Annotated in this window: 22 protein-coding genes and 1 other RNA gene; 7 read left to right on the plus strand and 16 right to left on the minus strand. The window is 58.1% G+C overall.

Annotated features, from left to right (window positions below):
- Positions 1–19: 19 nt before the first annotated feature.
- From queC to JOD69_RS02805, 15 genes are all read right to left on the minus strand, one after another.
- On the minus strand, positions 20–691 hold the full coding sequence (gene queC / locus JOD69_RS02735; protein ID WP_086135497.1) for a 7-cyano-7-deazaguanine synthase QueC: 672 nt from the start codon (positions 689–691) through the stop codon (positions 20–22).
- Positions 692–699: 8 nt separating this feature from the next.
- Complete coding sequence (queE, locus tag JOD69_RS02740) at positions 700–1341, minus strand: 7-carboxy-7-deazaguanine synthase QueE (RefSeq protein WP_086135332.1); 642 nt, start codon at positions 1339–1341, stop codon at positions 700–702.
- A 20-nt stretch (positions 1342–1361) separates the two neighbouring features.
- Positions 1362–2213, minus strand: coding sequence for a tol-pal system protein YbgF (gene ybgF / locus JOD69_RS02745; protein ID WP_168183894.1), 852 nt, complete (start codon positions 2211–2213; stop codon positions 1362–1364).
- Positions 2214–2217: 4 nt separating this feature from the next.
- Positions 2218–2799: a peptidoglycan-associated lipoprotein Pal gene (pal, locus tag JOD69_RS02750; RefSeq protein WP_077728976.1), complete on the minus strand. Its 582-nt coding sequence runs from the start codon at positions 2797–2799 to the stop codon at positions 2218–2220.
- A gap of 84 nt (positions 2800–2883) precedes the next feature.
- Positions 2884–4173 (minus strand): Tol-Pal system beta propeller repeat protein TolB, encoded by a 1290-nt coding sequence (gene tolB, locus JOD69_RS02755; protein ID WP_077728975.1) that lies wholly within the window; start codon positions 4171–4173, stop codon positions 2884–2886.
- Positions 4174–4191: 18 nt separating this feature from the next.
- A complete protein-coding gene (gene tolA / locus JOD69_RS02760; protein ID WP_210023786.1) occupies positions 4192–5619 on the minus strand; it encodes a cell envelope integrity protein TolA in 1428 nt (475 codons plus the stop codon).
- Complete coding sequence (gene tolR / locus JOD69_RS02765; protein WP_077728973.1) at positions 5616–6062, minus strand: protein TolR; 447 nt, start codon at positions 6060–6062, stop codon at positions 5616–5618. The genes tolA and tolR overlap by 4 nt, the downstream gene beginning before the upstream one ends.
- Positions 6059–6736 (minus strand): protein TolQ, encoded by a 678-nt coding sequence (tolQ, locus tag JOD69_RS02770; RefSeq protein ID WP_077728972.1) that lies wholly within the window; start codon positions 6734–6736, stop codon positions 6059–6061. Before tolQ ends, tolR begins: the two co-directional genes overlap by 4 nt.
- Positions 6726–7151: a tol-pal system-associated acyl-CoA thioesterase gene (gene ybgC, locus JOD69_RS02775; RefSeq protein WP_077728971.1), complete on the minus strand. Its 426-nt coding sequence runs from the start codon at positions 7149–7151 to the stop codon at positions 6726–6728. The genes tolQ and ybgC overlap by 11 nt, the downstream gene beginning before the upstream one ends.
- Positions 7152–8180 carry a Holliday junction branch migration DNA helicase RuvB gene (gene ruvB, locus JOD69_RS02780; protein ID WP_077728970.1) on the minus strand — a complete coding sequence of 343 codons (1029 nt, stop codon included), beginning with the start codon at positions 8178–8180 and terminating at the stop codon, positions 7152–7154.
- Between the two features lie 31 nt (positions 8181–8211).
- The gene (locus JOD69_RS02785; RefSeq protein ID WP_077728969.1) at positions 8212–8772 is read right to left on the minus strand and encodes a Uma2 family endonuclease; all 561 of its coding nucleotides are present in this window, start codon (positions 8770–8772) and stop codon (positions 8212–8214) included.
- A 39-nt stretch (positions 8773–8811) separates the two neighbouring features.
- The gene (gene ruvA, locus JOD69_RS02790) at positions 8812–9408 is read right to left on the minus strand and encodes a Holliday junction branch migration protein RuvA (RefSeq protein ID WP_086135330.1); all 597 of its coding nucleotides are present in this window, start codon (positions 9406–9408) and stop codon (positions 8812–8814) included.
- A complete protein-coding gene (gene ruvC / locus JOD69_RS02795) occupies positions 9405–9911 on the minus strand; it encodes a crossover junction endodeoxyribonuclease RuvC (protein WP_077728967.1) in 507 nt (168 codons plus the stop codon). The genes ruvA and ruvC overlap by 4 nt, the downstream gene beginning before the upstream one ends.
- A gap of 9 nt (positions 9912–9920) precedes the next feature.
- On the minus strand, positions 9921–10667 hold the full coding sequence (locus JOD69_RS02800; protein ID WP_086135329.1) for a YebC/PmpR family DNA-binding transcriptional regulator: 747 nt from the start codon (positions 10665–10667) through the stop codon (positions 9921–9923).
- 90 nt (positions 10668–10757) lie between these two features.
- On the minus strand, positions 10758–12989 hold the full coding sequence (locus JOD69_RS02805; protein WP_240502425.1) for a heavy metal translocating P-type ATPase: 2232 nt from the start codon (positions 12987–12989) through the stop codon (positions 10758–10760).
- Positions 12990–13195: 206 nt separating this feature from the next.
- Here JOD69_RS02805 and JOD69_RS02810 point away from each other — a divergent pair, with 206 nt between their 5' ends.
- Together JOD69_RS02810 and JOD69_RS02815 are read left to right on the plus strand one after the other, a co-directional pair.
- Positions 13196–14245 carry an agmatine deiminase family protein gene (locus tag JOD69_RS02810; RefSeq protein WP_240507113.1) on the plus strand — a complete coding sequence of 350 codons (1050 nt, stop codon included), beginning with the start codon at positions 13196–13198 and terminating at the stop codon, positions 14243–14245.
- A gap of 1 nt (position 14246) precedes the next feature.
- Entirely contained in the window at positions 14247–15137 is an 891-nt protein-coding gene (locus tag JOD69_RS02815) for a carbon-nitrogen hydrolase (RefSeq protein ID WP_086135327.1), read from the plus strand.
- Between the two features lie 139 nt (positions 15138–15276).
- Here the strand turns inward: JOD69_RS02815 and JOD69_RS02820 are convergent, their stop codons facing one another.
- Entirely contained in the window at positions 15277–15600 is a 324-nt protein-coding gene (locus JOD69_RS02820; protein WP_077728962.1) for an H-NS histone family protein, read from the minus strand.
- Between the two features lie 426 nt (positions 15601–16026).
- Here JOD69_RS02820 and mfd point away from each other — a divergent pair, with 426 nt between their 5' ends.
- From mfd to JOD69_RS02845, 5 genes are all read left to right on the plus strand, one after another.
- Positions 16027–19434, plus strand: coding sequence for a transcription-repair coupling factor (gene mfd / locus JOD69_RS02825; RefSeq protein WP_245245455.1), 3408 nt, complete (start codon positions 16027–16029; stop codon positions 19432–19434).
- 94 nt (positions 19435–19528) lie between these two features.
- Positions 19529–20539, plus strand: coding sequence for a DUF475 domain-containing protein (locus JOD69_RS02830; protein WP_077729113.1), 1011 nt, complete (start codon positions 19529–19531; stop codon positions 20537–20539).
- Positions 20540–20645: 106 nt separating this feature from the next.
- An RNA gene (gene ffs, locus JOD69_RS02835) (signal recognition particle sRNA small type) lies at positions 20646–20742 on the plus strand.
- 50 nt (positions 20743–20792) lie between these two features.
- On the plus strand, positions 20793–22442 hold the full coding sequence (gene dnaX, locus JOD69_RS02840) for a DNA polymerase III subunit gamma/tau (protein WP_077728960.1): 1650 nt from the start codon (positions 20793–20795) through the stop codon (positions 22440–22442).
- Between the two features lie 11 nt (positions 22443–22453).
- Positions 22454–22777: a YbaB/EbfC family nucleoid-associated protein gene (locus JOD69_RS02845; RefSeq protein WP_077728959.1), complete on the plus strand. Its 324-nt coding sequence runs from the start codon at positions 22454–22456 to the stop codon at positions 22775–22777.
- The last annotated feature ends 23 nt before the right edge of the window (positions 22778–22800 follow it).

The raw sequence follows: 22800 nt of genomic DNA on the forward strand, positions 1-22800 counted from the left end.
AAGCCGAACCATTCGATCTTTAGGATTTATAGCGCGTGGGATCTGAAATACCGGCTTCGGCAAAACCGATTTTTCGGAATCGGCACGAGTCGCACGAACCGCAGGCTCGCCCTTCATCGTCGGCCGAATAACATGACACCGTTAAAGCATAATCGATGCCCAAATCTGTCCCGATGCGGATGATTTCGGCCTTTTTGAGCGTGATCAACGGCGCATGTACCTTGAAATGCTTCCCCTCGACACCGGCCTTGGTCGCCAAGTTCGCCAGACGCTCGAAAGCCTCGATATACTGCGGCCGGCAATCGGGGTAGCCGGAATAGTCGACGGCATTCACGCCTATGAAAATGTCCGCGCTGCCCAAGACTTCCGCCCAGCCGAGGGCGAATGCGAGAAAGACGGTATTCCGCGCAGGTACGTAAGTGACCGGAATGCCTTCCTGCGGAGTCTCCGGCACGGCGATGCGGGTGTCGGTGAGCGCCGAGCCGCCGAACTCGCCGAGACCTATTCGGATGATCTTGTGCTCGATCGCGCCGCAGCTCTGCGCCACGCGCCGGGCGGCATGGAGCTCCGCGCCATGGCGCTGTCCGTAATCGAAACTGAGGGCGTAACACTCGTATCCTTGCGACTTCGCGATAGCCAGAGTCGTCGCCGAATCGAGTCCGCCGGAGAGTAAAACAACCGCTTTTTTCATCGTCGTCATCACCGTCCGGGTGTGTCGCCCCAGAGGATCTTGTGTAGCTGTACTTGGAAACGAACCGGCAAACGGTCGCGCAAAATCTTGTCGGCAAGCTCCGCAGGATCTTGCGCGCCCATGGCCGGCGAGAAGAGCACTTCGCAACGATCCGACAAGCCGTATTCCTCCATCTTGGCCTTTGCCCATTGATAATCGGCCTCGTTCATGATGACGAACTTGAGCTGATCCTTCCGATCGAGATAGTCCAGGTTGCGATAGAGATTCCTCGACTCTTCGCAGGACGAAGGCGTCTTGAGGTCCAGAACCTTGACGACTTTCGGGTTGACGTCCGACACGTCCAGAGCCCCGCTGGTTTCCAGCGAAACCTCATAGCCTTTCTCGACCAGCGCATCCAGCAAGACGAGACACCCGCGCTGCGCCAACGGCTCGCCCCCTGTGACGGTCACATAACCCGGATGGTAGGTCCCAACTTCAGCCACGATTTCGTTGATGGACATCTTTTGGCCGCCGGTAAAGGCGTAAGCCGTGTCGCAATACACGCAACGCAACGGACATCCCGTCAAACGGACGAAGACCGTCGGCAATCCAACGGTGCGGGACTCCCCTTGCAGGGAGTAGAAGATTTCGGTTACTCGAAGTTGATTCACTAATCAGGCGCTGCCAAAAATCAGCGCTTTGCTTCTTGCCGTAGCTTATCCAGCCGTTTCTCCGCCATCTTTGCGGCGCTGGAATCGGGATAACGCTTGACGACCTCGGTCAGCAGTTCCTTCGCGTTCGCCTTCTGGCCGGTTTCGTACTCGATGAAACCGATTTTCAACAGAGCGTCCGGCACTTTGCTGCTCTGTGGAAAGTCCTTGATCAGTTTCCGGAAAATGTCGCGCGAAGTATTGAAATCACGGCTGACATAATACGCTTCCGCAAGCCAGTAGTGCGCATTGTCCGCGTATTCGCCGGTCGGATAGGCCGCGATGAAGTTTTTGAATTCCTTGACCGCTTCCGGATATTTTCCTTCTTTCAATGTATTGAAAGCCTTTTGATAGGCCGCCTGGCGATTTCCCGGATCGCCAGGCGAAACGGGCGCTTGTGGCGCCGGTGCCTGAGACGCGGTCGCTTCCGTCGGGGCTGCGCCATCGGGCGAAGCGGACTGATCGAGGGGCGCCTGCGGCGCAGCGGAACCGCCGGCGGACAACTGCTGCATACGCTGGTCCAAGTCCGTATACATAGCCTGTTGCTGGTTTTTCAGCTCTTCGAGCTGATGGGCAAGCTCCTCGTTTTCCCCGCGGAGCTTGAGGACTTCAGCCTGCAACTGCTCCATCCGATTGAACATTTCGATCAAGGTGTTTCCCGAGAGACGCTTCTCCAACTGAGAGACGCGCTCCTCGAGGGTAGCCACCCCGTAGCCGGTTTGATTTTGATCGTACCTTCGATCGTATATCTGGTCGTACTGCTGGGCACTCGAAATCGTCGCATGCAGCGATCCCAAAAACAGCAATGTGAAAACCGGCTTTTTTAGATGCATACGGTTAACGTCCCGAATAGGAAATTTCCACCCGACGATTCTGCTGCCAAACCGATTCGTCGTGACCCGATACGGCAGGTTTTTCCTCGCCGAAACTGACCACTTGGACCTGGCCATCATTAGCGCCCTGGAACTGCATCATCTTGGCTACGGCCTTGGCCCGCTGCTCGCCCAACGCGATGTTGTACTCGGGAGAGCCCCGCTCGTCCGCATGTCCTTCCAGAATGATGTTGCGCTCCGGATGGGAAGCCAGATAATTCGCATGAGCACTGACGACCTGCTGATACTCCGGCAGCACTTCGTAGCTATCGTACATAAAGTAGATGACTCGCTTGGACAACGGACTGGACGGATCATCCAGCATCGGATCGCCGGTCCCGCCCGCACCCGGACCGTAACCGGCGCCGCCCGGACCGTATGCGCCGCCATCCGTGCCTTCGCCGTACTTGCTGATCTGCGGGCCGCCGGGCCCGCCCTCCATGCCCGCTTCGGCGCCGGCCTCCTCTTGCACGCCGCCTTTCGAGCTACAACCGTTAAGGACAAGAGACATCATAGCGACAACCAATGCAGTCTTGACAAGTTTCATCTGTTTTCCCCACTAGCAAGATAAAAATCGACCTACTGTTTTTTCTAAGCTTCCGCCCTTCTCACGAAACCCGCTAACGCCGCCTTACGGGGACCACGCCGGCTCGCGCACTTGTCCGCTGTCGATACGAAGGCTCTGCTGAACCCTGCCGTCTATCGAAACGGCTGCCAACTGCCCTACTCCGCCGCTCTTCGAGGCGTAAAGAATCATGCTCCCGTTAGGCGCAAAACCCGGCGATTCGTCCAGACGCCCCTTGGTTAGCACGCGCAATGTACGGGTCTGCAAATCCATCACGGCGATCCGGTAGTCGCCGCCATTGCCGTGGACCATCGCAATGCTGCGTCCGTCGGGCGAGAACACTCCGCGCGCATTGTATTCTCCCTCGTAGGTCAAGCGCTGCGCCGGCCCGCCGGAGGAAGACACGAGATAGAGCTGCGGCTTCCCGCCTCGATCCGAAGTGAATACGATGCTCCCGCCATCCCGCGACCAGTTCGGCTCGGTATCGATGCCGATATGATCCGTAATTCGGCGCAAAGAGCGGGACGCCAAATTCATCACGTAAACATCAGGGTTGCCATCCTTGGAGAGGGTCATGGCCAATTGAGAGCCATCCGGAGACCAGGCCGGCGCCCCGTTGATGCCGGGCGCGTCGGACACCTTCTGACGTTCGCCCGTCGCAAGGGTCTGGATGAAGATGGCCGAGGTCTTGTTCTCGAACGACACGTAAGCGATCCGCTTGCCGTCCGGCGACCAGGCCGGGGACATGATCGGTTCGACCGAGCTGATGATGGTTTGCGGGTTATACCCGTCGGTATCGGCGATTTGGAGACGGTACTGCCGATCGCGAGGGCCGCTACCGGTCACGGTTACGTACGCCACGCGAGTAGCGAACGCGCCGGGCTCGCCGGTCAACTGCTGATAAATGACGTCGGCGATACGGTGCGCGGTGCGGCGCGTCTCCGGCGCATTGAACGGGATTCTGGCGCTGGTCAGCAGCGTACCTTTTATCGAGTCGTACAGGAAAAACTCGGCCTCGTACTGGCTGCCGGCACCGGGCTGTACCCGCCCTATGACCAGATGATCCTGCCCCAACACTTGCCAGGTGCGGAATCGAACCTGCTCCGGCGACGTCGGCGTTTCCAGCATTTCGCTTTCCGGCAAAGGTTTGAAGCGTCCGCTACGTGCGAGATCAGCCGCGATGATGCTGCCGATGTTGTCGCCCGGCAAAATCTGCTGACCGAAAGGCACCACGGCGATCGGCATGGCGCCTTCGACGCCCTGAGTAATTTCCACGTTTAGCTCGGAGCGCGCCCAACCACTGAAGAGCGTGAGAAAGACGCTCAAAAAGAAAACGCTGCGAAATCGTCTATTCATCAAACACCTGGACAAGAATTATTCGGGCTTGAATGTGAACTTAAATGCTCGAAGTTGTTCCGCCACCTTCGGGTCAGAAGGCCATGGCAAAGGCGATGCTTTGCGCACGGCAGCCTCGGCGGATCGGTCGAACGTGGAGTCGCCGCTACTGCTGACCACTTGGACATCAGCCACCTCACCGCCCGGCAGCAAGCGGACTTGAATTATACAGGACAGCCCGCTCTTGGCGGACGGCGGACGAAGCCATGAGCGCGTAACTTTCGGCTTGATGTACGTATTCGCCCAGTCGCTCGCCGCTTTCTTGGCTTGCTGTTCCATCGCGGCTCGGTGTTCTTCCTCGAGCTGCTCGCGCAATGCCAATTCGCGCTCCGCCTGTAGCCGGCGGGCCTCTTCCTCGGCCTTCCGTTTCGCCTCGGCTTCGGCCTTCCGGCGCGCTTCTTCTTCGGCTTTCCGCTTTGCCTCCAGCTCGGCTTTTCGCTTCGCTTCCGCTTCGGCTTTCTGTTTGGCTTCGAGCTCCGCTTTCCGTTTTGCTTCGGCCTCCGCTTTCTGTCTAGCTTCCAATTCGGCAGCTTTCCGTTTCGCCTCGGCTTCCGCCTTTTGCTTGGCATCCAACTCGGCTTTCCGTTTTGCCTCGGCTTCCGCCTTTTGTCTGGCTTCCAGCTCGGCTTTTCGCTTCGCGTCGGCTTCGACTTTCCGTTTGGCTTCCAACTCGGTCTTCCGTTTCGCTTCCGCTTCGGCTTTCTGTTTGGCTTCGAGCTCCGCTTTCCGTTTCGCCTCGGCTTCCGCCTTCTGCTTGGCTTCCAACTCCGCCTTCTGTTTTGCCTCGGCCTCCGCTTGACGCTTGGCCTCAGCCTCGGCTTTTTGTTTAGCTTCGACTTCGGCCTTTCGCCTCGCCTCCTCTTCAGCCCGGCGTCTGGCTTCGAGCTCGGCCTGACGGCGATCTTCCTCCTGGCGTTTCTTCGCTTCCGCCTCCGCTTTGCGCAACGCCTGTTCTTCCGCCTTGCGCTTGGCTTCCAGCTCAGCTTGCCTGGATTCGTCGGCCTTACGCTTCTGGTCGGCGAGGCGCTTGGCCTCCTCCAGGCGTTTTCTTTCCTCCGCCTCGGCTTTGCGCTGAGCTTCCAGTTCGGCTTGCCGCTTGGCATCTTCGTCCTGTTTGCGCTTCAATTCTTGGGCTTCGGCCTGCTCCCGGCGTTCGGCCTCTTCTTGGACGCGCCGCTCCTCTTCCAGCTTTTCCTGACGGGCCTGCTCCTCGCGCCGCCTGGCTTGCCGTCCCCGCTCGATCTGGAATTCGTCGACCGCTGTCGCCTGAATGATTTCCGGCTGGGGCGGCTGCGCGACCGGCGTGACGGAATCGAACTGAACCGCAAAAAGAAGGATCAGAACAGCGTGTAGCGCCACCGATAGCCCGAACGGACCACGGTAGCGTTTGGAATGGGAACGACTCATTCGTCCTCGGCCGGGCCCGTCATCAATCCGACGCTCGGTACGCCCGCGTTTTTGAGCGAGGCCATGACCATCACGACTTTGCCGTAATCCACGGTCTTGTCGCCCCGAATCAAGACCGAGAGCCCCGGTTTTTTCTGGAGAGCATCCATGACTCTGGCGGTAAGCGCGTCGGAATCGACCTCGACGTCCTCCTGATTGCCGGCATCCACGAACAAGCGGCCTTCGGCATTGATCGATACGATGATGGGCAGATCCTGCTGCGGATCGACGGTTCTGGCCTCGGCTTGGGGAAGATCCACGTCCACCCCGGTTTGAAGCAGCGGCGCCGTCACCATAAAAATGATCAAGAGCACCAAAGAGACGTCGATATAAGGAACGACATTGATTTCGGCCATGGGCCTGCGGCGACGGCCGCGCCCGCTTCCCCCGGATGATACGTTCATTTTGCGTGCGCCTGACGATGCAATAAGCTCAGGAATTCTTCGGTGAACGCTTCGTACCGATTGGCCAGCCGCCCGATATCGGTCGAATAGCGGTTATAGGCCATGACCGCCGGAATCGCGGCGAACAAGCCCATGGCAGTCGCCACCAGCGCTTCGGAAATGCCGGGCGCCACCATGGCCAGGGTCGCCTGCTTGACGCTGCCGAGCGACCGGAACGAGTTCATGATGCCCCACACGGTGCCGAACAGTCCGACGTAGGGACTCGTGGAACCGACCGTGGCGAGAAACGGCAAGCGCTCGTCCAGGCTCTCCAATTCGCGGTTCAGGGCCACGCGCATCACCCTCTGCGTTCCCTCCATCACCGCATCGGGACCGATGTTCGGCTGTTGCCGCAGCCGCGCGAATTCCTTGAATCCGGCCATGAAGATATTTTCGAGCCCTTCCGTCCCCAGATCCTCTCGGGTCAATTGGCGGTAGAGATCGGCAAGATCTATCCCCGACCAGAAGCGTTCTTCGAACTCCTCCGAAGTCTCCTCGGCGCGCCTGATCTCCTTGTATTTCGAAAAAATGAAGGTCCATGAAATAACCGATGCCAAAACCAGAATGAGCATAACGATCTGGACCACCGGGCTCGCTTCGGTGATTAACTTGAATATGGAGAGTTCAGAGGTCATTTTTTAACCGTTGCAATAAAAAATCAGGAATGGCCGTGGGCCGGAAGGTTTCGGCGACGAGACAGACGACGCGCACCCGCGCCTCGCACACGAGTTCGTTATCTTGCCGTACCGCCAGTTGTTTGAACGTCAAGCTCGCCGACTTCAACTGCTCCACTTCGGCAGACACCCAGAGCATCTCGTTGAACCGTGCCGCTTTCACGTAGTCGATCTGCATCGAGCGAACGGCGAACAAGATCCCATGTCGGGTCCGAAGGTCATCCTGCTCGAAACCCAACGAACGCAAAAACTCGGTCCTTGCCCGCTCGAAAAATCTGAGATAGCTGGCGTGATAAACCACGCCGCCGGCATCGGTGTCTTCGTAATATACGCGGACGGGCCAGCGAAACCCGCTTTGTTCGGAAATATCCCCCAACTAAAAGAGCTCCTCGTTCACATTGAGCGCCTTCGGCGGCTCCAGACCGAAATGAAGGTAAGCCGTGCGCGTCGCAACCCTCCCCCTCGGCGTGCGCATGATGAAGCCTTGCTGAATCAAGTAAGGCTCCAGAACGTCCTCTATGGTGCCGCGCTCTTCGCTGATCGCGGCGGCTATGTTGTCTAGCCCTACCGGACCGCCCTCGAATTTCTCGATCATGGTGCGGAGCAGCTTGCGATCGAGCTGGTCGAAGCCGTTATGGTCGACGTTCAGCATTTCCAGCGCCTTGCCGGCCACCTCGACGGTGACTCTTCCGTCCGCCATGACTTCGGCGAAATCGCGAACTCGCCGCAACAGCCGGTTGGCGATGCGCGGCGTTCCGCGCGACCGGCGCGCGATTTCGCGGGCACCTTCGGGGCTCATTTCAACGCCGAGGATTTTCGCCGAGCGGGTGACGATCCGGGTCAATTCCTCCGGCGTGTAGAACTCCAGGCGGTGGACGATCCCGAATCGGTCACGCAAGGGCGAAGTCAAAAGTCCGGCCCGGGTAGTCGCACCCACCAGGGTAAACGGCGGGATATCCAGCTTGATCGAACGCGCAGCCGGACCTTCGCCGATCATGATGTCGATCTGGTAATCCTCCATCGCCGGGTAGAGAACCTCCTCCACCATCGGGCTCAAGCGATGGATCTCGTCGATGAAAAGAACGTCGCGCGGCTCCAGATTGGTCAGCAAAGCCGCCAAATCCCCCGCCTTTTCCAGAACCGGCCCCGAGGTCTGGCGTAGGCTGACGCCCATCTCGTTGGCGATGATGTTGGCCAGGGTTGTTTTGCCGAGTCCCGGCGGACCGAAAATCAGAACATGATCCAAAGCTTCGCGTCGCGCCAGGGCCGCTTGAATGAAGATCGCCATCTGCTCGCGCATGGCCGCCTGGCCGATGTAGTCGTCCAGACGGCGCGGACGTATGGCGCGGTCGACTGCGTCTTCGTCCGGGGAGCCGGCGGGATTGATGAGACGGTGGGTAGGCATAGTTATAAATACGGTCTATTTTGAGCGGCAATTACTCCGCCCACAGTTCCCCCAACGCCCATTCGACGGCTTCGAAAGGCGGAACGGAAACCCGGCTGTCGCCGGCATGGGTCTGTACCAGCAACCAGCGCCCCTGCTGGTTTTCGTAAGCCTCGAGAACCCGCGTGTCAGGGTCGACCAGCCAGGCATGAGCTACGCCCAGGGAGCCGTAGAGCGGCAGCTTTTCGGCGCGGTCGTCGCGGGCCGTAGACGGCGACAGCACTTCGCAAACCCAGTCCGGTACGCATTCGAACCAGGCGGCATCGGGCAAGCGGGGCATTCGCTCCCGTCGCCATCCGGCCAGGTCCGGCACCAGGACGTGCCCACCGAGATGAAGCTCCGGCTCGTCCAAAATCCACCAGCCTCCGGGGCCGCCATCACCCAAATCGAAAGGACCGCCGATCCGAACCCCGAGATTCGATGACGCCCGCGCATGACGCGGCGCCGGACGGGGATGGGTGATCAGGCGCCCGTAAACGATTTCTCCCACCAAATTGGGCGGAAGGGCGAGAATGTCTTCGTAGGTCGCGGGTTTAATCGCTGGATTCGCCATGGCTGCTCGGATTCTATCGTATCAAAGTTCAGCCGGTTTTTACTTCGCCGCGGACTGCAAGGCTGAACGAATGATCTCCTCGCTGCTCTTGCCGTCGACCGGAACCTTCCGCACCAGGTTGCTGGCATCCTGCGGCTTGAATCCTAAAGCGATCAATGCGCTGACCGCATCGTCCACCGGACTCGCCGCCGGTGCCGGCAGGGTTCCCGCGCCGGGCAGATGAACCGTGGGCAGCTCGGGCAGACGGTCCCGCATTTCGATGATCAAGCGTTCCGCGGTTTTCTTGCCGACCCCCGGCAAGCGCACCAGACGGGCGGCGTCCTGCGCTTCCACGCAACGGTGGAACTCTTCGGCGCTCAAACCCGACAGAATCGCCAGGGCGAGCTTCGCACCGACGCCGCTGACACGGATCAGGCTGCGGAACAGGGCGCGCTCCGCCTCGGATACGAATCCGAACAGGCTGTGGGCGTCCTCGCGGATCGCCAGATGGGTGTACAGCGTCACCTCTTCGCCGATCTCCGGCAGCTTGTAGAAGGTCGACATCGGCGCGTCGATCTCGTACCCGACGCCGCGCACGTCCAACAAAAGAGAAGGCGGCTTTTTGGCGACCACCAAACCGCGCAAAAATCCGATCATCGCATCACAACTCCGGCCAGCCGCAGACGCCGCAAGGTCTGCCGGTGGTGGATATGGCACAAGGCCACGCCCAGGGCGTCGCTGGCGTCCAATTGCAGCGGCGAAGAAAATTTGAGCAGGAAACGCACCATGTGCTGGACTTGCAGCTTGTCCGCACTGCCTTTTCCGACCAGGGCCTGCTTCACCTGCCGCGCGGCATATTCATGAACCGGCAATCCCGCCGCAAGGCCCCCGCAGATGGCGGCTCCCCTGGCCTGCCCGAGCTTCAGAGCCGAATCGGCATTCTTGTGCATGAATACTTGCTCGATGGCCAGTTCGTCGGGCCGGAATTCGAGCGCGATTTTATAGACCCCGTCATAGATTTGCTTGAGGCGTTCGGGAAAATGATCCGTTTCCGTGCGAATACACCCACAGGCAATCAAGACGGGTCCTTTATCGCTATCGCGAACGACGCCGTAGCCGGTACGGCGTGACCCCGGGTCCAGTCCCAAAACGACCGTCACATCGCCTCTTTATCCGATCTGGGCGAGGATGTCCTCGCTGATATCGGCATTGGAATAAACATTTTGTACGTCGTCCAAATCTTCCAGACGCTCCAGAAGGCGGATCATCTTCTCCGCGTCGTCCTTGTCCAAGGCCACGCTCGTGCTGGCTCGCATAGTCACCTCGGCGCTCTCTGGCGCGAGCCCGGCTTGCGCGAGCGTATCGCGCATCGTCTCGAACTGATCCGGAGCGACCAGCACATCGATCGAACCGTCGCCGTTGCTGATCACATCGTCCGCGCCGGCTTCGAGCGCGGCCTCCATCACCCGGTCCTCTTCGACGCTCGCCGGATAACTGATGATGCCGGTCTTCGAAAACAAATAGGCCACGGAGCCGTCGGTGCCCAAGTTGCCGCCCGCCTTGGTGAAGGCATGGCGCACTTCCGAAACCGTGCGATTGCGGTTGTCGGTCAGGCAATCCACCATTACCGCAATGCCGCCGGGGCCGTAGCCCTCGTAGCGCACTTCCTCGTAATTGTCGCCTTCGCCAGCACCGGTACCTTTCTTGATGGCCCGTTCGATGGTGTCCTTGGACATATTGGCGGAGAGGGCCTTGTCCATCGCCGCCCTAAGGCGCGGGTTATTCGCGGGATCGCCGCCTCCGTTCCGGGCCGACACGGTGATCTCCCGAATCAGCTTGGTGAACAGCTTGCCGCGCTTGGCGTCTTGAGCGCCCTTGCGATGTTGGATGTTGGCCCACTTGCTATGACCTGCCATTGATTAACTTACCTCCGCTTCAGCTAAAACCGTGCCGAAAAACCGGAGAATTCTACCACCATTGCTATAGAAGCGAGCGGGCCCGGTCCGTCAAAAATACCGCAAGCGGTTGGCATTGCTCACCACCGTCACCGAGGACATCGCCATGGCTGCGCCGGCGATCATGGGATTGAGCAGGATTCCGAAAACCGGATAGAGAAAACCGGCGGCGATCGGAATAGCAAGCGTGTTGTAGATAAAGGCTCCGAACAGATTCTGCTTGATGTTGCGCACCGTGGCCCGCGACAGCTCCATGGCCTCGGCTACTTTCAGGAGCGAACCGCCCATGATCACCACGTCGCCGCTTTCTATGGCGACATCGGTGCCGGTGCCGATCGCCAGCCCCACGTTGGACTGGGCCAAGGCCGGTGCATCGTTGATGCCATCGCCTACCATGCCTACGATCTCCCCGGCCTCCTGCAAGGCTTTCACGACAGCAGCCTTATCCTGGGGAAGCACCTGCGCGCGTACCTCGTCGATGCCGGCCTCGGCGGCAATCGCCTTGGCCGTGACCTCGTTGTCGCCGGTTACCATGAGCACCCGTACGCCCATGGATCTCAATCGCGCAACGGCTTGCTTGGAATCCGCCTTGATCGGATCGGCCACCGAAAGCAGCCCGACCACGGTTCTGTCGACCGCCAACAGGACGGGGGTTTGCCCCTCGCTAGCCAACTCGGTCAAGCGTTCGGCGAAACGTCCGCAATCGATTCCCTGTTCGGCCATCAAGGTCAAATTACCCAACAGTACGGCACGGTTTTCGATGAGACCCGAAACGCCATGACCCGCAACCGCCGCGAATCCCGTAACCGGCAGGAGAGTGCCGTTCTTCTCGGCGGCCGCCGCCAGAATCGCCGCGGCCAGGGGATGCTCGGACCCGGTTTCGAGACTCGCCGCCCATTGGAGCACCTGTTCCTCGGTCCAATCCTGGGAGGTCTCGATTCGAACCAGACGCGGTTTGCCCTCGGTCACCGTTCCGGTTTTGTCCAGCACGATGCAGGTCAGTTTCCCCGCCGATTGAAGCGCGTCGCCGTTGCGGATGAGGATGCCCTTCTGCGCCGCCTTTCCGACCGCCACCATGATGGATATCGGCGTAGCCAGCCCCAAGGCGCAGGGACAGGCGATTACCAGCACCGTCATGGCCGTGACGAAGGCGTAGCCGAGCGCCGGGGCCGGCCCGGCCGTCCACCAAACCAGGAAGGTCAGCAGCGAAACCGCCACGACTGCCGGAACGAACACGGAAGCAACACGGTCCACGAGGCGGGCGATTTCCGGCTTGCTCGCCTGCGCCTTTCGAACGCTGGCGATGATTTGCGCCAATACGGTGTCGCGCCCGATCCGGGTTGCCTTGAACAGCAGCGTTCCAGACTGATTGAGCGTGCCGGCGACGACTTCGTCTCCCACGGTTTTCTCGACCGGCATGGGTTCGCCGGTGAGCATGGATTCGTCCAGGCTGGAATGACCCTCGATGACGACGCCGTCCACCGGGATTTTTTCGCCCGGCCTCACCCGCAAGGTTTCATCCAGGCCAACCTCCGCGATGGGAATATCGATCTCCTGACCATCCCTCAACACGCGTGCCGTTCGCGGCTGAAGACCGATCAACTGACGGATTGCGGACGACGTTTTGCCGCGGGCGCGCATTTCCAGGGCGCTTCCCAGGTTGATGAACGCCAGAATGATGGTCGCCGCTTCGAAGTAGGCGTGCCGCGCCAGCATCGGCAGGCTGTCGGAAAAGAAAATGGCCATGGTCGAGTAGAACCAGGCGGCGCCGGTGCCGAGCGCGATCAGGGTATCCATATTGGCCTGGCGATGCTGCAAACTCTTGATCGCCCCCCTGAAGAAATGGCCGCCTGAGAAATACAGAACCCACAACGTGACCATGGAAACGATCAGCCACACGCCGCGGGCGGTCGGCTCCCCCAGCATAGGAAACCATCCGAAGTGCTCTACCAGCATCAAAGGCGCGCCGACCGCGCCGGCGACGGCGGCCTTGTTGAGCAGCGTATGGTAACGGGCGGTTTCCAGCGCCTCCTGTTCGGCCGGATCTTCCAATCCCTCCATTACCGCCGCATCGTAACCCGCATCCTGCACGGCCTTGCGCAAGACGTCCGGGTCCACGTTCCCTCGCACCAGAGCGGAATGATCGGCAAAATTGACATCGGCGGAAAACACATTGGGCAGCGAGCGCAGCGCGGTCTCGACGGCCTCGACACACCCGGCGCAGCGCATGCCGGAGACGGAAAGGCGGATAGTTTTCGATTCGGGATGGAGAGTCGATGCCATAGTGTTCTCTATGAAAAAAAGCTCTTGTGCGGAATTAATACCCTTTCGCCGCCATTATTTTTATCGGCTGTCCAGCGGAGTTGCTGTCCGCATAACGTATTGGGCCGTGCCTAATACCCCGCTACCGTATACCAAACCGAGCGCCCCCGCTACTACGGATGTTTTACGGTACAATAATCGGTTTTTCCGGAACCGATATTCTGACCGTGACATCATCACTTTTATCCGTTTTGGTGCCCGAATGGGCGGAGCAATCAGCGGTTTTGATCGCTTGGCCTTATTCTCAAGGCGATTTCGAGCCGTGGCTAAATGCGGTCGAAAAAACATACGACCTGATCGCACTCGAAATCGCTAGCCGTGAAACTGTGATTATTATTTGCCGGGATGATGCCCATCAAAGGCATATCCATCAACGGTTGGCGGCATGCGCCGCGAATCTCGACCGGGTTCGGTTCGCTCAGATGTCTTACGACGACGTGTGGGTGCGGGATACGGCGCCGCTCACGCTAGCAACCGAACAAGGCGTAAGGCTTATCGACTTTCGCTTCAACGGATGGGGCGGAAAATATCCGCACGAGGCTGATGCCCGATTGGCTCAGCACCTCCACGCGTCTGGATTGCTTGGCGACATCCCGATGGATAGAGTCGACTTTACATTAGAAGGCGGAAGTGTGGAATCGGACGGTGAAGGCACGATCATGACAACCAGCCGCTGCCTGCTCAATCCCAACCGCAATCCGGAACTGACGCGCGAACAAATCGACAATCGGCTGAAAACCAGCCTCGGCGCCAACCGTATTCTTTGGCTCGACCATGGCCATGCCGAGGGCGACGATACCGATGCCCATATCGATACCCTGGCCCGCTTTTGTTCGGCAGATACGATCGCCTACACCGCCTGCAACGATCCCGGCGATCCGCTATACGACGAATTCAAAGCGATGGAAAATCAACTGCGAACCTTCGTCACGTTTTCGGGTCAATCTTATCGCTTGATACCTTTAAATATTCCGCAACCGATTTTCAGCGAAGAAGGCAATCGATTGCCGGCGACTTACGCCAATTTTCTAATCATCAATGGAGCCGTTCTAGTCCCTGTATATGACGATCCGGCGGACTCCGAAACTGTGGCGCGTTTGGCCGATGCCTTTCCGGATCGCGAAATCGTGGGCATACCTTGTATACCGCTCATCCGACAATACGGCAGCCTGCACTGCATGACCATGCAGTTTCCGAGAATAGTTCGAGTAACCTGATATGACACAATCGATCAAAATAGGTTTGGTACAACAAGCCTGCGGCTCTGCGGACAAGGATGTCAATCTGAAGATATCGATTCAGGGTGTGAAAGATGCCGCGGCCCAGGGTGCGAAACTGGTATTGCTGCCGGAACTCCATCTCGGCCCTTATTTCTGCCAGACGGAAGATTGCAGCCGTTTCGATCTGGCCGAACCCATACCGGGACCGACCACCGAAATCTTGGGCGTACTTGCTAAAGAGCTTGGAATAGTCATCGTAGCTTCGCTATTCGAACGGCGCGCTCCGGGGCTATATCACAATACGGCTGTCGTACTGGAAAAAAACGGCAGTTTGGCGGGTAAATACCGAAAAATGCATATACCCGATGATCCGGGATATTACGAAAAATTTTATTTCACGCCCGGTGATATAGGTTTCAAACCGATAACCACATCGTTGGGAAAACTCGGAGTCTTGGTTTGCTGGGACCAATGGTATCCGGAAGCCGCCCGGCTTATGGCCCTTGCGGGTGCCGATCTGCTGCTGTACCCCACGGCCATCGGCTGGAATCCGGACGACGACGCCGACGAACAGCAAAGGCAATTGCAAGCCTGGATAACCATTCAACGGGCACACGGCGTTGCCAATGGCCTACCGGTCATCTCCTGCAATCGCATCGGGCACGAGCCTGATCCAAGCGGTCAAACCAGAGGCATCATGTTCTGGGGAAATAGTTTTGTCGCCGGCCCCCAAGGGGAAATTCTTTGTCAGGCCAACGAGAAAGAAGAGCGGGTTATGGTGGTTGAAATAAACCGCCGCCGATCGGAGGACGTCCGTCGAATCTGGCCGTACCTGCGTGACCGGCGGATCGAAGAGTATGGCGGATTGACTAAACGTTATCTGGATTAGCAAAATCGCCGCGAAACCAGGTACAAGAATTCATCGGCAGCCAAGTTTCAGGAGCCAAAATCCTTTCGATCCTGTTCACTCGATAGCAGAATTGCAGTGGAACCCGGCGGTCCGGCCGGGGACCTTATCTTGCTCTCGATCAGGACTTCACTTCAAAGTCCTCCAGCTTATGGCCTTGCTCGATGAGCGTTTGCAGCCATTTCGGTTTCATACCACGGCCGGTCCATTTTTGAGACAGATTATTGGGGTTTTGGTATTTAACCGGAACTTTACTGCCCTTTCTCCCGGAGACCTTTGTGCCTTCAGTGATGTCCACATTAACACCGATCGAAGCAGCCAATTCCTTTATCTTGCTTATGACTTCCTTGCGCTTAGTTTCCTTCTTTTCTTTCAACGCTTTCTGAGCGTTTTCGATCATGTTTGCCAGTTCGGCTTCGGAAAGGTCTGCTAAATTGCCCTTCATAAACTACCTCTATTATAAAATTGACGTAACAAGATATAGGTTAACCTTGTGAAGACGTAATTAGTATATTAAAAAAATATAAAAAATAAATCGCTCATATTTTAGACAATTAGATAGAAGCAATGAGCGCTGATTCCGCAGTGCCCGTGTTAAAACGGAAGATTGGCGTTATTTCGATTGAATTCCAAGAACCAGGCTGTATCGATGCCGGTCCTACCTGTCAACAATTTGACCGTATATATATAGGTAGACATCCGAATACCGCTAACCCGGTCGCACGAGAGCCTAGAGCAGATTTTTCTGCGACACTACCCCTTTAGTTATTCGTTCGACATTCATCACTTCAGAGCCATGAATCAAGCTGCAAAACAGTTCGGAGCCATTTCACCGTTCACGCCGACCGTTCCGGGCTACAACGCCCCGTCCATGGTCTGGCAAAACCTAAATGGCTGCGGCGATTCTCTGGCCTTGGCTCAGGCGGTAAAGCAAGATAAACGGCTCTATCTGATCGTGACCGAAGATACGCAAACCGCTCTGAGGCTCGAACACGAAATCGAGTTTTTTCTGGACGGAAGCGCGCCGGTACTCCACTTTCCCGATTGGGAAACCCTGCCTTACGACGTTTTCTCTCCCCTGCCCGAAATCGTCTCGGAACGGCTGAAAACGCTCGCCCAATTGGCGCGCATCGAACACGGAATACTGATTACTCCGGTCGCCACCTTGATGCAGCGGTTGGCGCCGCGCTCGCATGTATTGGCCAACACCTTTGCGCTAAAAGTAGGCAGCCGGCTTAATCTAGAAGAGACCCGGCAAAGACTGGAAAGCGTCGGATACGAGTGCGTGTCGCAAGTTCTGCAACACGGGGAATTTGCGGTACGGGGATCGATCATCGATCTTTTCCCTATGGGCAGTACCGTCCCGTATCGTATCGAGCTTTTCGACGATGAAGTGGAATCGATCAGGACTTTCGATACCGAGACTCAACGTTCCCTGGAGAAAGTCAGAGAAATCAGCTTATTTCCCGCTCGCGAGTTTCCTTTCGACGAGGAAGCGATCAAACGGTTTAGACGGGCATTCCGAACGCATTTTTCCGAGGCGTCCATCAACAATCCTTTGTATCAGGACGTCAGCAAAGGCATCGCGTCGGGCGGCATCGAGTACTATCTGCCGCTGTTCGTGGACCAAACCGAAACCTTGTTCGACTATCTGCCGAAAACGGCCGCGGTCGTTCTACACCGTGCCGTCGACGATGCCGCCGAGGTTTTCTTTCGAGAGGTCGAAAAGCGGCACGATCACCGGTCGGGGCATATCGACCGCCCTCCACTCCCGCCGGAATCGCTGTTTCTGACGCCCAGCATTCTGGCCGAACGGCTTGCCGTCCATCCCAGAATCTGGATTGCGTCCTCTCCCGCGCGTCCTACCGAAAAATTCGATTCGGTCGACTACGATTGCCGGCCGCTTCCCCCTGTCGCGATAGACCCGAAATTGAAGCAGCCGGCTGTCGCATTGTCCTCTTTCCTAAGCGAGAAGGCTGGCAGGATTTTGTTCGTCGCGGAAACCGCGGGTCATCGGGAAGCACTGCTGGATACCCTGGCGAAATACGCCATAAAGCCGCAAGTCGTCGAAAACTGGCAAGGATTTCTCGCCGCCGAGAAAAGCCCCTGCCTGGTCGTCGCGCCGATGGACCACGGCCTCTGGCTTACCGATCCGCCGTTGGCCATCATTACCGAAACTCAGCTTTCCGGAGAAAGGGCTCAACAACGGAGACGGCGCCGGACCGCAGCCGATCGCAACCTCGAACAGATCTTCCGTAACCTGGAGGAACTGGATATCGGCTCACCGGTCGTGCATCAGGATCACGGCGTCGGCCGCTATCTCGGCCTGACCAAGCTGACAGTAGGCGGGATCGAAACCGAGTTCCTCGCACTGGAGTATGCAAACAACGACAAGCTGTACGTCCCGGTTTCCTCTTTGCACCTGATCAGCCGGTACAGCGGCGCCAGCCCTGACACCGCCCCCCTGCACAAACTGGGCGGGGAACAGTGGCAAAAGGCCAGGCGCAAGGCACTCGAGAGGGTAAGGGATATCGCGGCGGAACTGCTGAATATTTACGCCAAGCGAGCGGCCAAGGAGGGACACGCCTATAAAACGGTGACCGAGGAATATGCCGCTTTCGCCGCCGGCTTTCCCTTCGAGGAAACGCCCGATCAGGAGAACGCCATCCTCGACGTCGTCAAGGACATGGCCGCGCCCCTCCCCATGGATAGAGTCATCTGCGGCGATGTCGGCTTCGGCAAGACCGAAGTAGCCATGCGAGCGGCTTTCATCGCGGCGCAAAACGGCAGACAGGTGGCGGTTCTGGTGCCCACAACCCTATTGGCGCAGCAGCATTTTCAGAATTTCCGGGACCGCTTTGCCGACTGGCCGATTCGGGTCGAGGTGGTTTCACGCTTCGTCGGCAAAAAACAGCAGGAGCAGCTCCTCGAAGACTTGGAGAAGGGCACGATAGATATCCTCATCGGCACCCACAAGATTCTGCAAAAGGATGTCCGCTTCAAGAACCTGGGACTGGTGATCGTCGACGAGGAGCACCGGTTCGGCGTCGCCCAGAAAGAGCATTTCAAGAAACTCCGCAGCGAACTGGATTTTCTCACCCTGACCGCGACGCCGATTCCGCGCACGCTCAATATGGCGATGTCCGGGCTCCGGGATATTTCCATCATCGCCACCCCGCCGCCTAACCGGCACGCCATCAAGACCTTCGTCAGCGAATGGGACGATGCCCTGATTCAGGAAGCAATACTCCGAGAAATCAAACGCGGCGGGCAGGTTTATTTCCTGCACAACAAGATCGAAACCATGGAAAAAGCGGCGCGGGACTTGGAGAAGCTGGTGCCGGCCGCCCGTGTCCGCACCGCTCATGGGCAGATGGCGGAGCGGGAACTGGAGCGGATCATGCTGGATTTTTACCATCAGCGTTTCAACGTACTGCTTTGCACCACCATCATCGAAAGCGGTATCGACGTTCCGACGGCAAACACCATCATCATCCACCGCGCTGATTTGCTGGGACTCGCCCAGCTGCACCAGATTCGAGGGCGGGTCGGCCGCTCGCATCATCGCGCTTACGCTTATCTGGTGGTACCGCCGAAATCCTTGATGACCGCCGACGCGGTCAAGCGGCTCGAAGCCATCGAGGCCACGGGCGAACTCGGAGCAGGGTTCATGCTATCTTCCCATGACCTCGAAATCCGCGGCGCCGGCGAGTTGTTGGGCGATGAACAAAGCGGCCAGATTCAAGAAATCGGTCTCAGCCTGTATACCGAGTTGCTGGAACGGGCTGTGGCGGCACTCAAATCGGGCAAATCGCTGGATCTCGACATGCTTCCCCACGAGGCCGGCCCCGAGATCGACCTCCAGTGTCCAGCCCTCATTCCCGACACTTATCTGCCGGACGTTCACACCCGTCTCGTGCTCTACAAGCGCATCGCCAATGCCAAGAACGAAGAGGATTTGCGCAAGCTGCAGGTGGAAATGATCGACCGGTTCGGACTCCTGCCTCCGCAGACCAAGAACTTGTTCGCGATCACCGAACTCAAACTGAGAGCGGAAGCCCTCGGGGTCCACAAGATCGAAGCGGGCTCCGGAAACGGCCGGCTATTATTCAATCCGAATCCGGCCGTCGATCCGGCCCAGGTGATTCGTCTGATCCAAGCCCAACCGCAAACCTACAAACTGGACGGCCCGGATAAACTCAAATTTTTTGCCCGCTTCGATACTCCCGAGAGTAAGGTCGTTTTCATCGGCCAATTGCTGGAGGAACTGGCCGCTTAGTTCGACTGACCGCTTTCGCCTGGACGGCGGCTCTTGGCGGAAAGAACGGTTACCGACCCTCATGGCCGTACTTTTATTTAATGCGGAGTTTTTTGTGCGGTATTTCTTGTTTTCGTTCTTGATTTTGCTGATCGGCTTATCGACCGCTTACTACTGGGCCGGACTGGCCGGTCTCTTCCTGGCGGGCATTTTGAGCGTGATGGAGGTCAGCCTTTCGTTCGACAATGCCGTGGTCAACGCCTCGGTACTGAAAAAAATGACCCCGCGCTGGCAGAGGCGTTTTCTCACCTGGGGCATGGTTATCGCCGTATTCGGGGCCCGTTTTCTCCTGCCCATCCTGATCGTCGCCGTCATCACCGGGCACAGCCTACAGGATGTGGTGATCATGGCTTTCCGAGAAAGCGACGAGTACGCCCGTCACATCACGTCCGCGCACATACAGATTTCCGCGTTCGGCGGCATGTACCTGCTGCTCGTGTTTTTCAGCTTTCTGTTCGAATCGGAAAGAACGCTGCACTGGCTGGGCTGGGTCGAACGCCGCTTGTCGCGCCTGGGCAAACTGGAATCGATCGAGGTCATCACCGCGCTCACGGCTCTTTTGACCGCTCAACACTATCTGCCGCACGAAGAGCGCCTGGACGCCCTGATCGCCGGATTGGCCGGCGTCATCCTATTCGTCCTGGTAAAAAGTCTGTCCGCCCTTTTCGAAACCCCGAAAGCCGCCGAACACACGGCACACAAAGCCGGCTTCATGTCCTTTCTTTATCTGGAAATACTCGATCTGTCTTTCTCTTTCGACGGCGTCATCGGCGCTTTCGCATTATCCAAGGACGTCGTGATCATCATGCTGGGCCTGACCATAGGCGCGATGTTCGTGCGCAGCCTCACGGTTTTCCTGGTTCACAAGCGCACCCTGGACGAATACCTGTTCCTCGAACACGGCGCCCACTACGCCATAGGCGCGCTGGCCCTCCTGATGCTGGCCAGCATGGTCGTCGAAGTGTCCGAAGTGATAACCGGACTGACCGGGATGGGGTTCATTCTGCTGTCGCTGCTGTCGTCTGTTCGTCACAAACGGAGACACCTACGCCGGAAGACCGCTTGAGACAAACGTTATATAGCCTTGAAGCCGGACTCTTAATCGACGATAATACGTTCTCTTCAGCCCCGCCATAGGACATGGCCGGGTCTTCGAGTTCAATGGCGAGTCGCGTCGGTCCCCTCGCAACGATACGCTGTAAACCCCGTCAGGCCCGGAAGGGAGCAGCGGTAGCAGCGGATTCGTGTGCCGAGGTGCGGCTGGCGCGGCTTGCCGCCCTAATTCATTCATCCCGGTCGATAGCGTGCACAAACCCAGAATGCCGTATCAGGCCCTAGCCCGGAAATGGCGACCCCGCACTTTTAGCGAAATCGTAGGCCAGGAGCATGTGGTCCGAGCGTTGACCCACGCGCTCGAATTCGACCGTATGCACCATGCCTATCTCTTCACCGGCACCCGCGGCGTCGGCAAAACCACCATCGCTCGAATCCTGGCCAAGGCGCTCAATTGCGAGGATCGAAAAACTTACGACCCGTGCGGCGAGTGCGTGATCTGCCGCGAAGTGGACGAAGGCCGCTTCGTCGATTTGATCGAAGTGGATGCCGCTTCGCGCACCAAAGTCGAAGATACCCGCGACCTGCTCGAAAACGTGCAGTACGCCCCCAACCAGGGGCGGTACAAGGTCTACTTGATCGACGAAGTGCACATGCTTTCGGGGCATAGCTTCAATGCCCTGCTCAAAACGCTTGAAGAACCGCCGCCCCACATCAAATTCCTGCTGGCCACGACCGATCCGCAGAAAATTCCGGTCACGGTGCTGTCGCGATGCCTGCAATTCAATTTGAAGCGGCTGACGCCGGATCAGATTCGCGCCCAGATGGAAGAAATCCTAAGGCGCGAGAGCATCGAATACGAGGCCGCCGCCGTGAAGCTGCTAGCCCGTGCCGCGGAAGGCTCCATGCGCGACGGGCTGAGTCTTCTCGATCAGGCAATCGTCCACGGCGGCGGCCGGCTCAGGGAAGCCGAAGTCAGCCTGATGCTGGGCACCGTGGCGAGGCATCCGGTCTTCGAGCTTCTTTCGGCACTGGCCGAAGGCGATGCCGCAACCTTGCTCCGGCACATCGAGCAGATGGCGGAGCACACGCCGAATTTCGCCGACGTGCTGCAACAAATCCTGATCATCCTGCACCATGCATCGCTCGCCCAATGGATTCCCGAGGCGATCAAGCGGGAGGACGACGCCGACCTGATTTTGAATCTCGCACAACGGATCGGCGCAGAGGATTTGCAGCTGTTTTATCAGATCGGCTTGATCGGACAGCGGGACTTGCCGCTCGCCCCCGATCCGCGCTCGGGTTTCGAAATGGTGATGCTGCGCATGCTGGCCTTTCGTCCGGCTACGAAATCTGCGGACCTGCGGAGTGCCGTCGACGCGGCTCCCCCACGGAAAACCGATCCGCCGAAAATTGCTCGTCCGCTCGACGCCAGCCCCGTCTCCATGCCGACTCAGGTCGAAGCCGAGCCTGCTCCCGAACCGATTAAGACCGAGATCGGAACAGCTCCTGCGCCGCCCGCGTCTCGAATCGGATCGAGCCATGACTGGCACGGACTGATCCAGGCGATGGGCGTCGCCGGACTGACTCGCGAACTGGCGAACAATTGCGTATTGCAAGACCTGGACGAAAAATCCTGTATCCTGGTGCTCGATCCACAACATGCTCACCTCCGCGTCAGCCGGGTGGAGGCCAACCTGGAAAAGGCTCTGAGGGATTATTTCCGAAGTCCTTTGAAACTGACGATCAAAATCGAGGCGCCCGGACGGGAAACGCCTGCTTCGCTGATTCAACGCGAAAAAGAGGAACGCCAGCGGACCGCGGAAATCGAAATAGAGCAAGACGAGAACATCAGGGCACTGAAAGAGCGTTTCGACGCCCGTATCATCCCAGGTTCCACCAAACCCATTGACTGACGGAGAATCCCATGAAAAACCCGCTCGCCAATCTCATGCAGCAGGCGCAGAAGATGCAGGAAAACCTGCAGAAGGCCCAGGAGGAATTAGCCGCTTTGGAAGTTCAAGGCGAATCGGGTGGCGGACTGGTCAAGGTCGTCATGAACGGCAAAAAGGAAGTGAAAAAGGTCAGCATCGACGAAAGTCTGGTAAGAGACGATCGCGACATGTTGGAAGACTTGGTCGCCGCCGCCGTAAATGACGCGGTAAACCGGGTCAATCGCCTCAAACAGGAAAAAATGTCGGCTTTAACCGGCGGTATCGAACTGCCCGCCGGATTCAAACTTCCGTTTTGAACGAGTCCCGCCCTAACATTCGA

The sequence above is a fragment of the Methylocaldum sp. RMAD-M genome (assembly GCF_017832375.1).
Lineage (GTDB): Bacteria > Pseudomonadota > Gammaproteobacteria > Methylococcales > Methylococcaceae > Methylocaldum.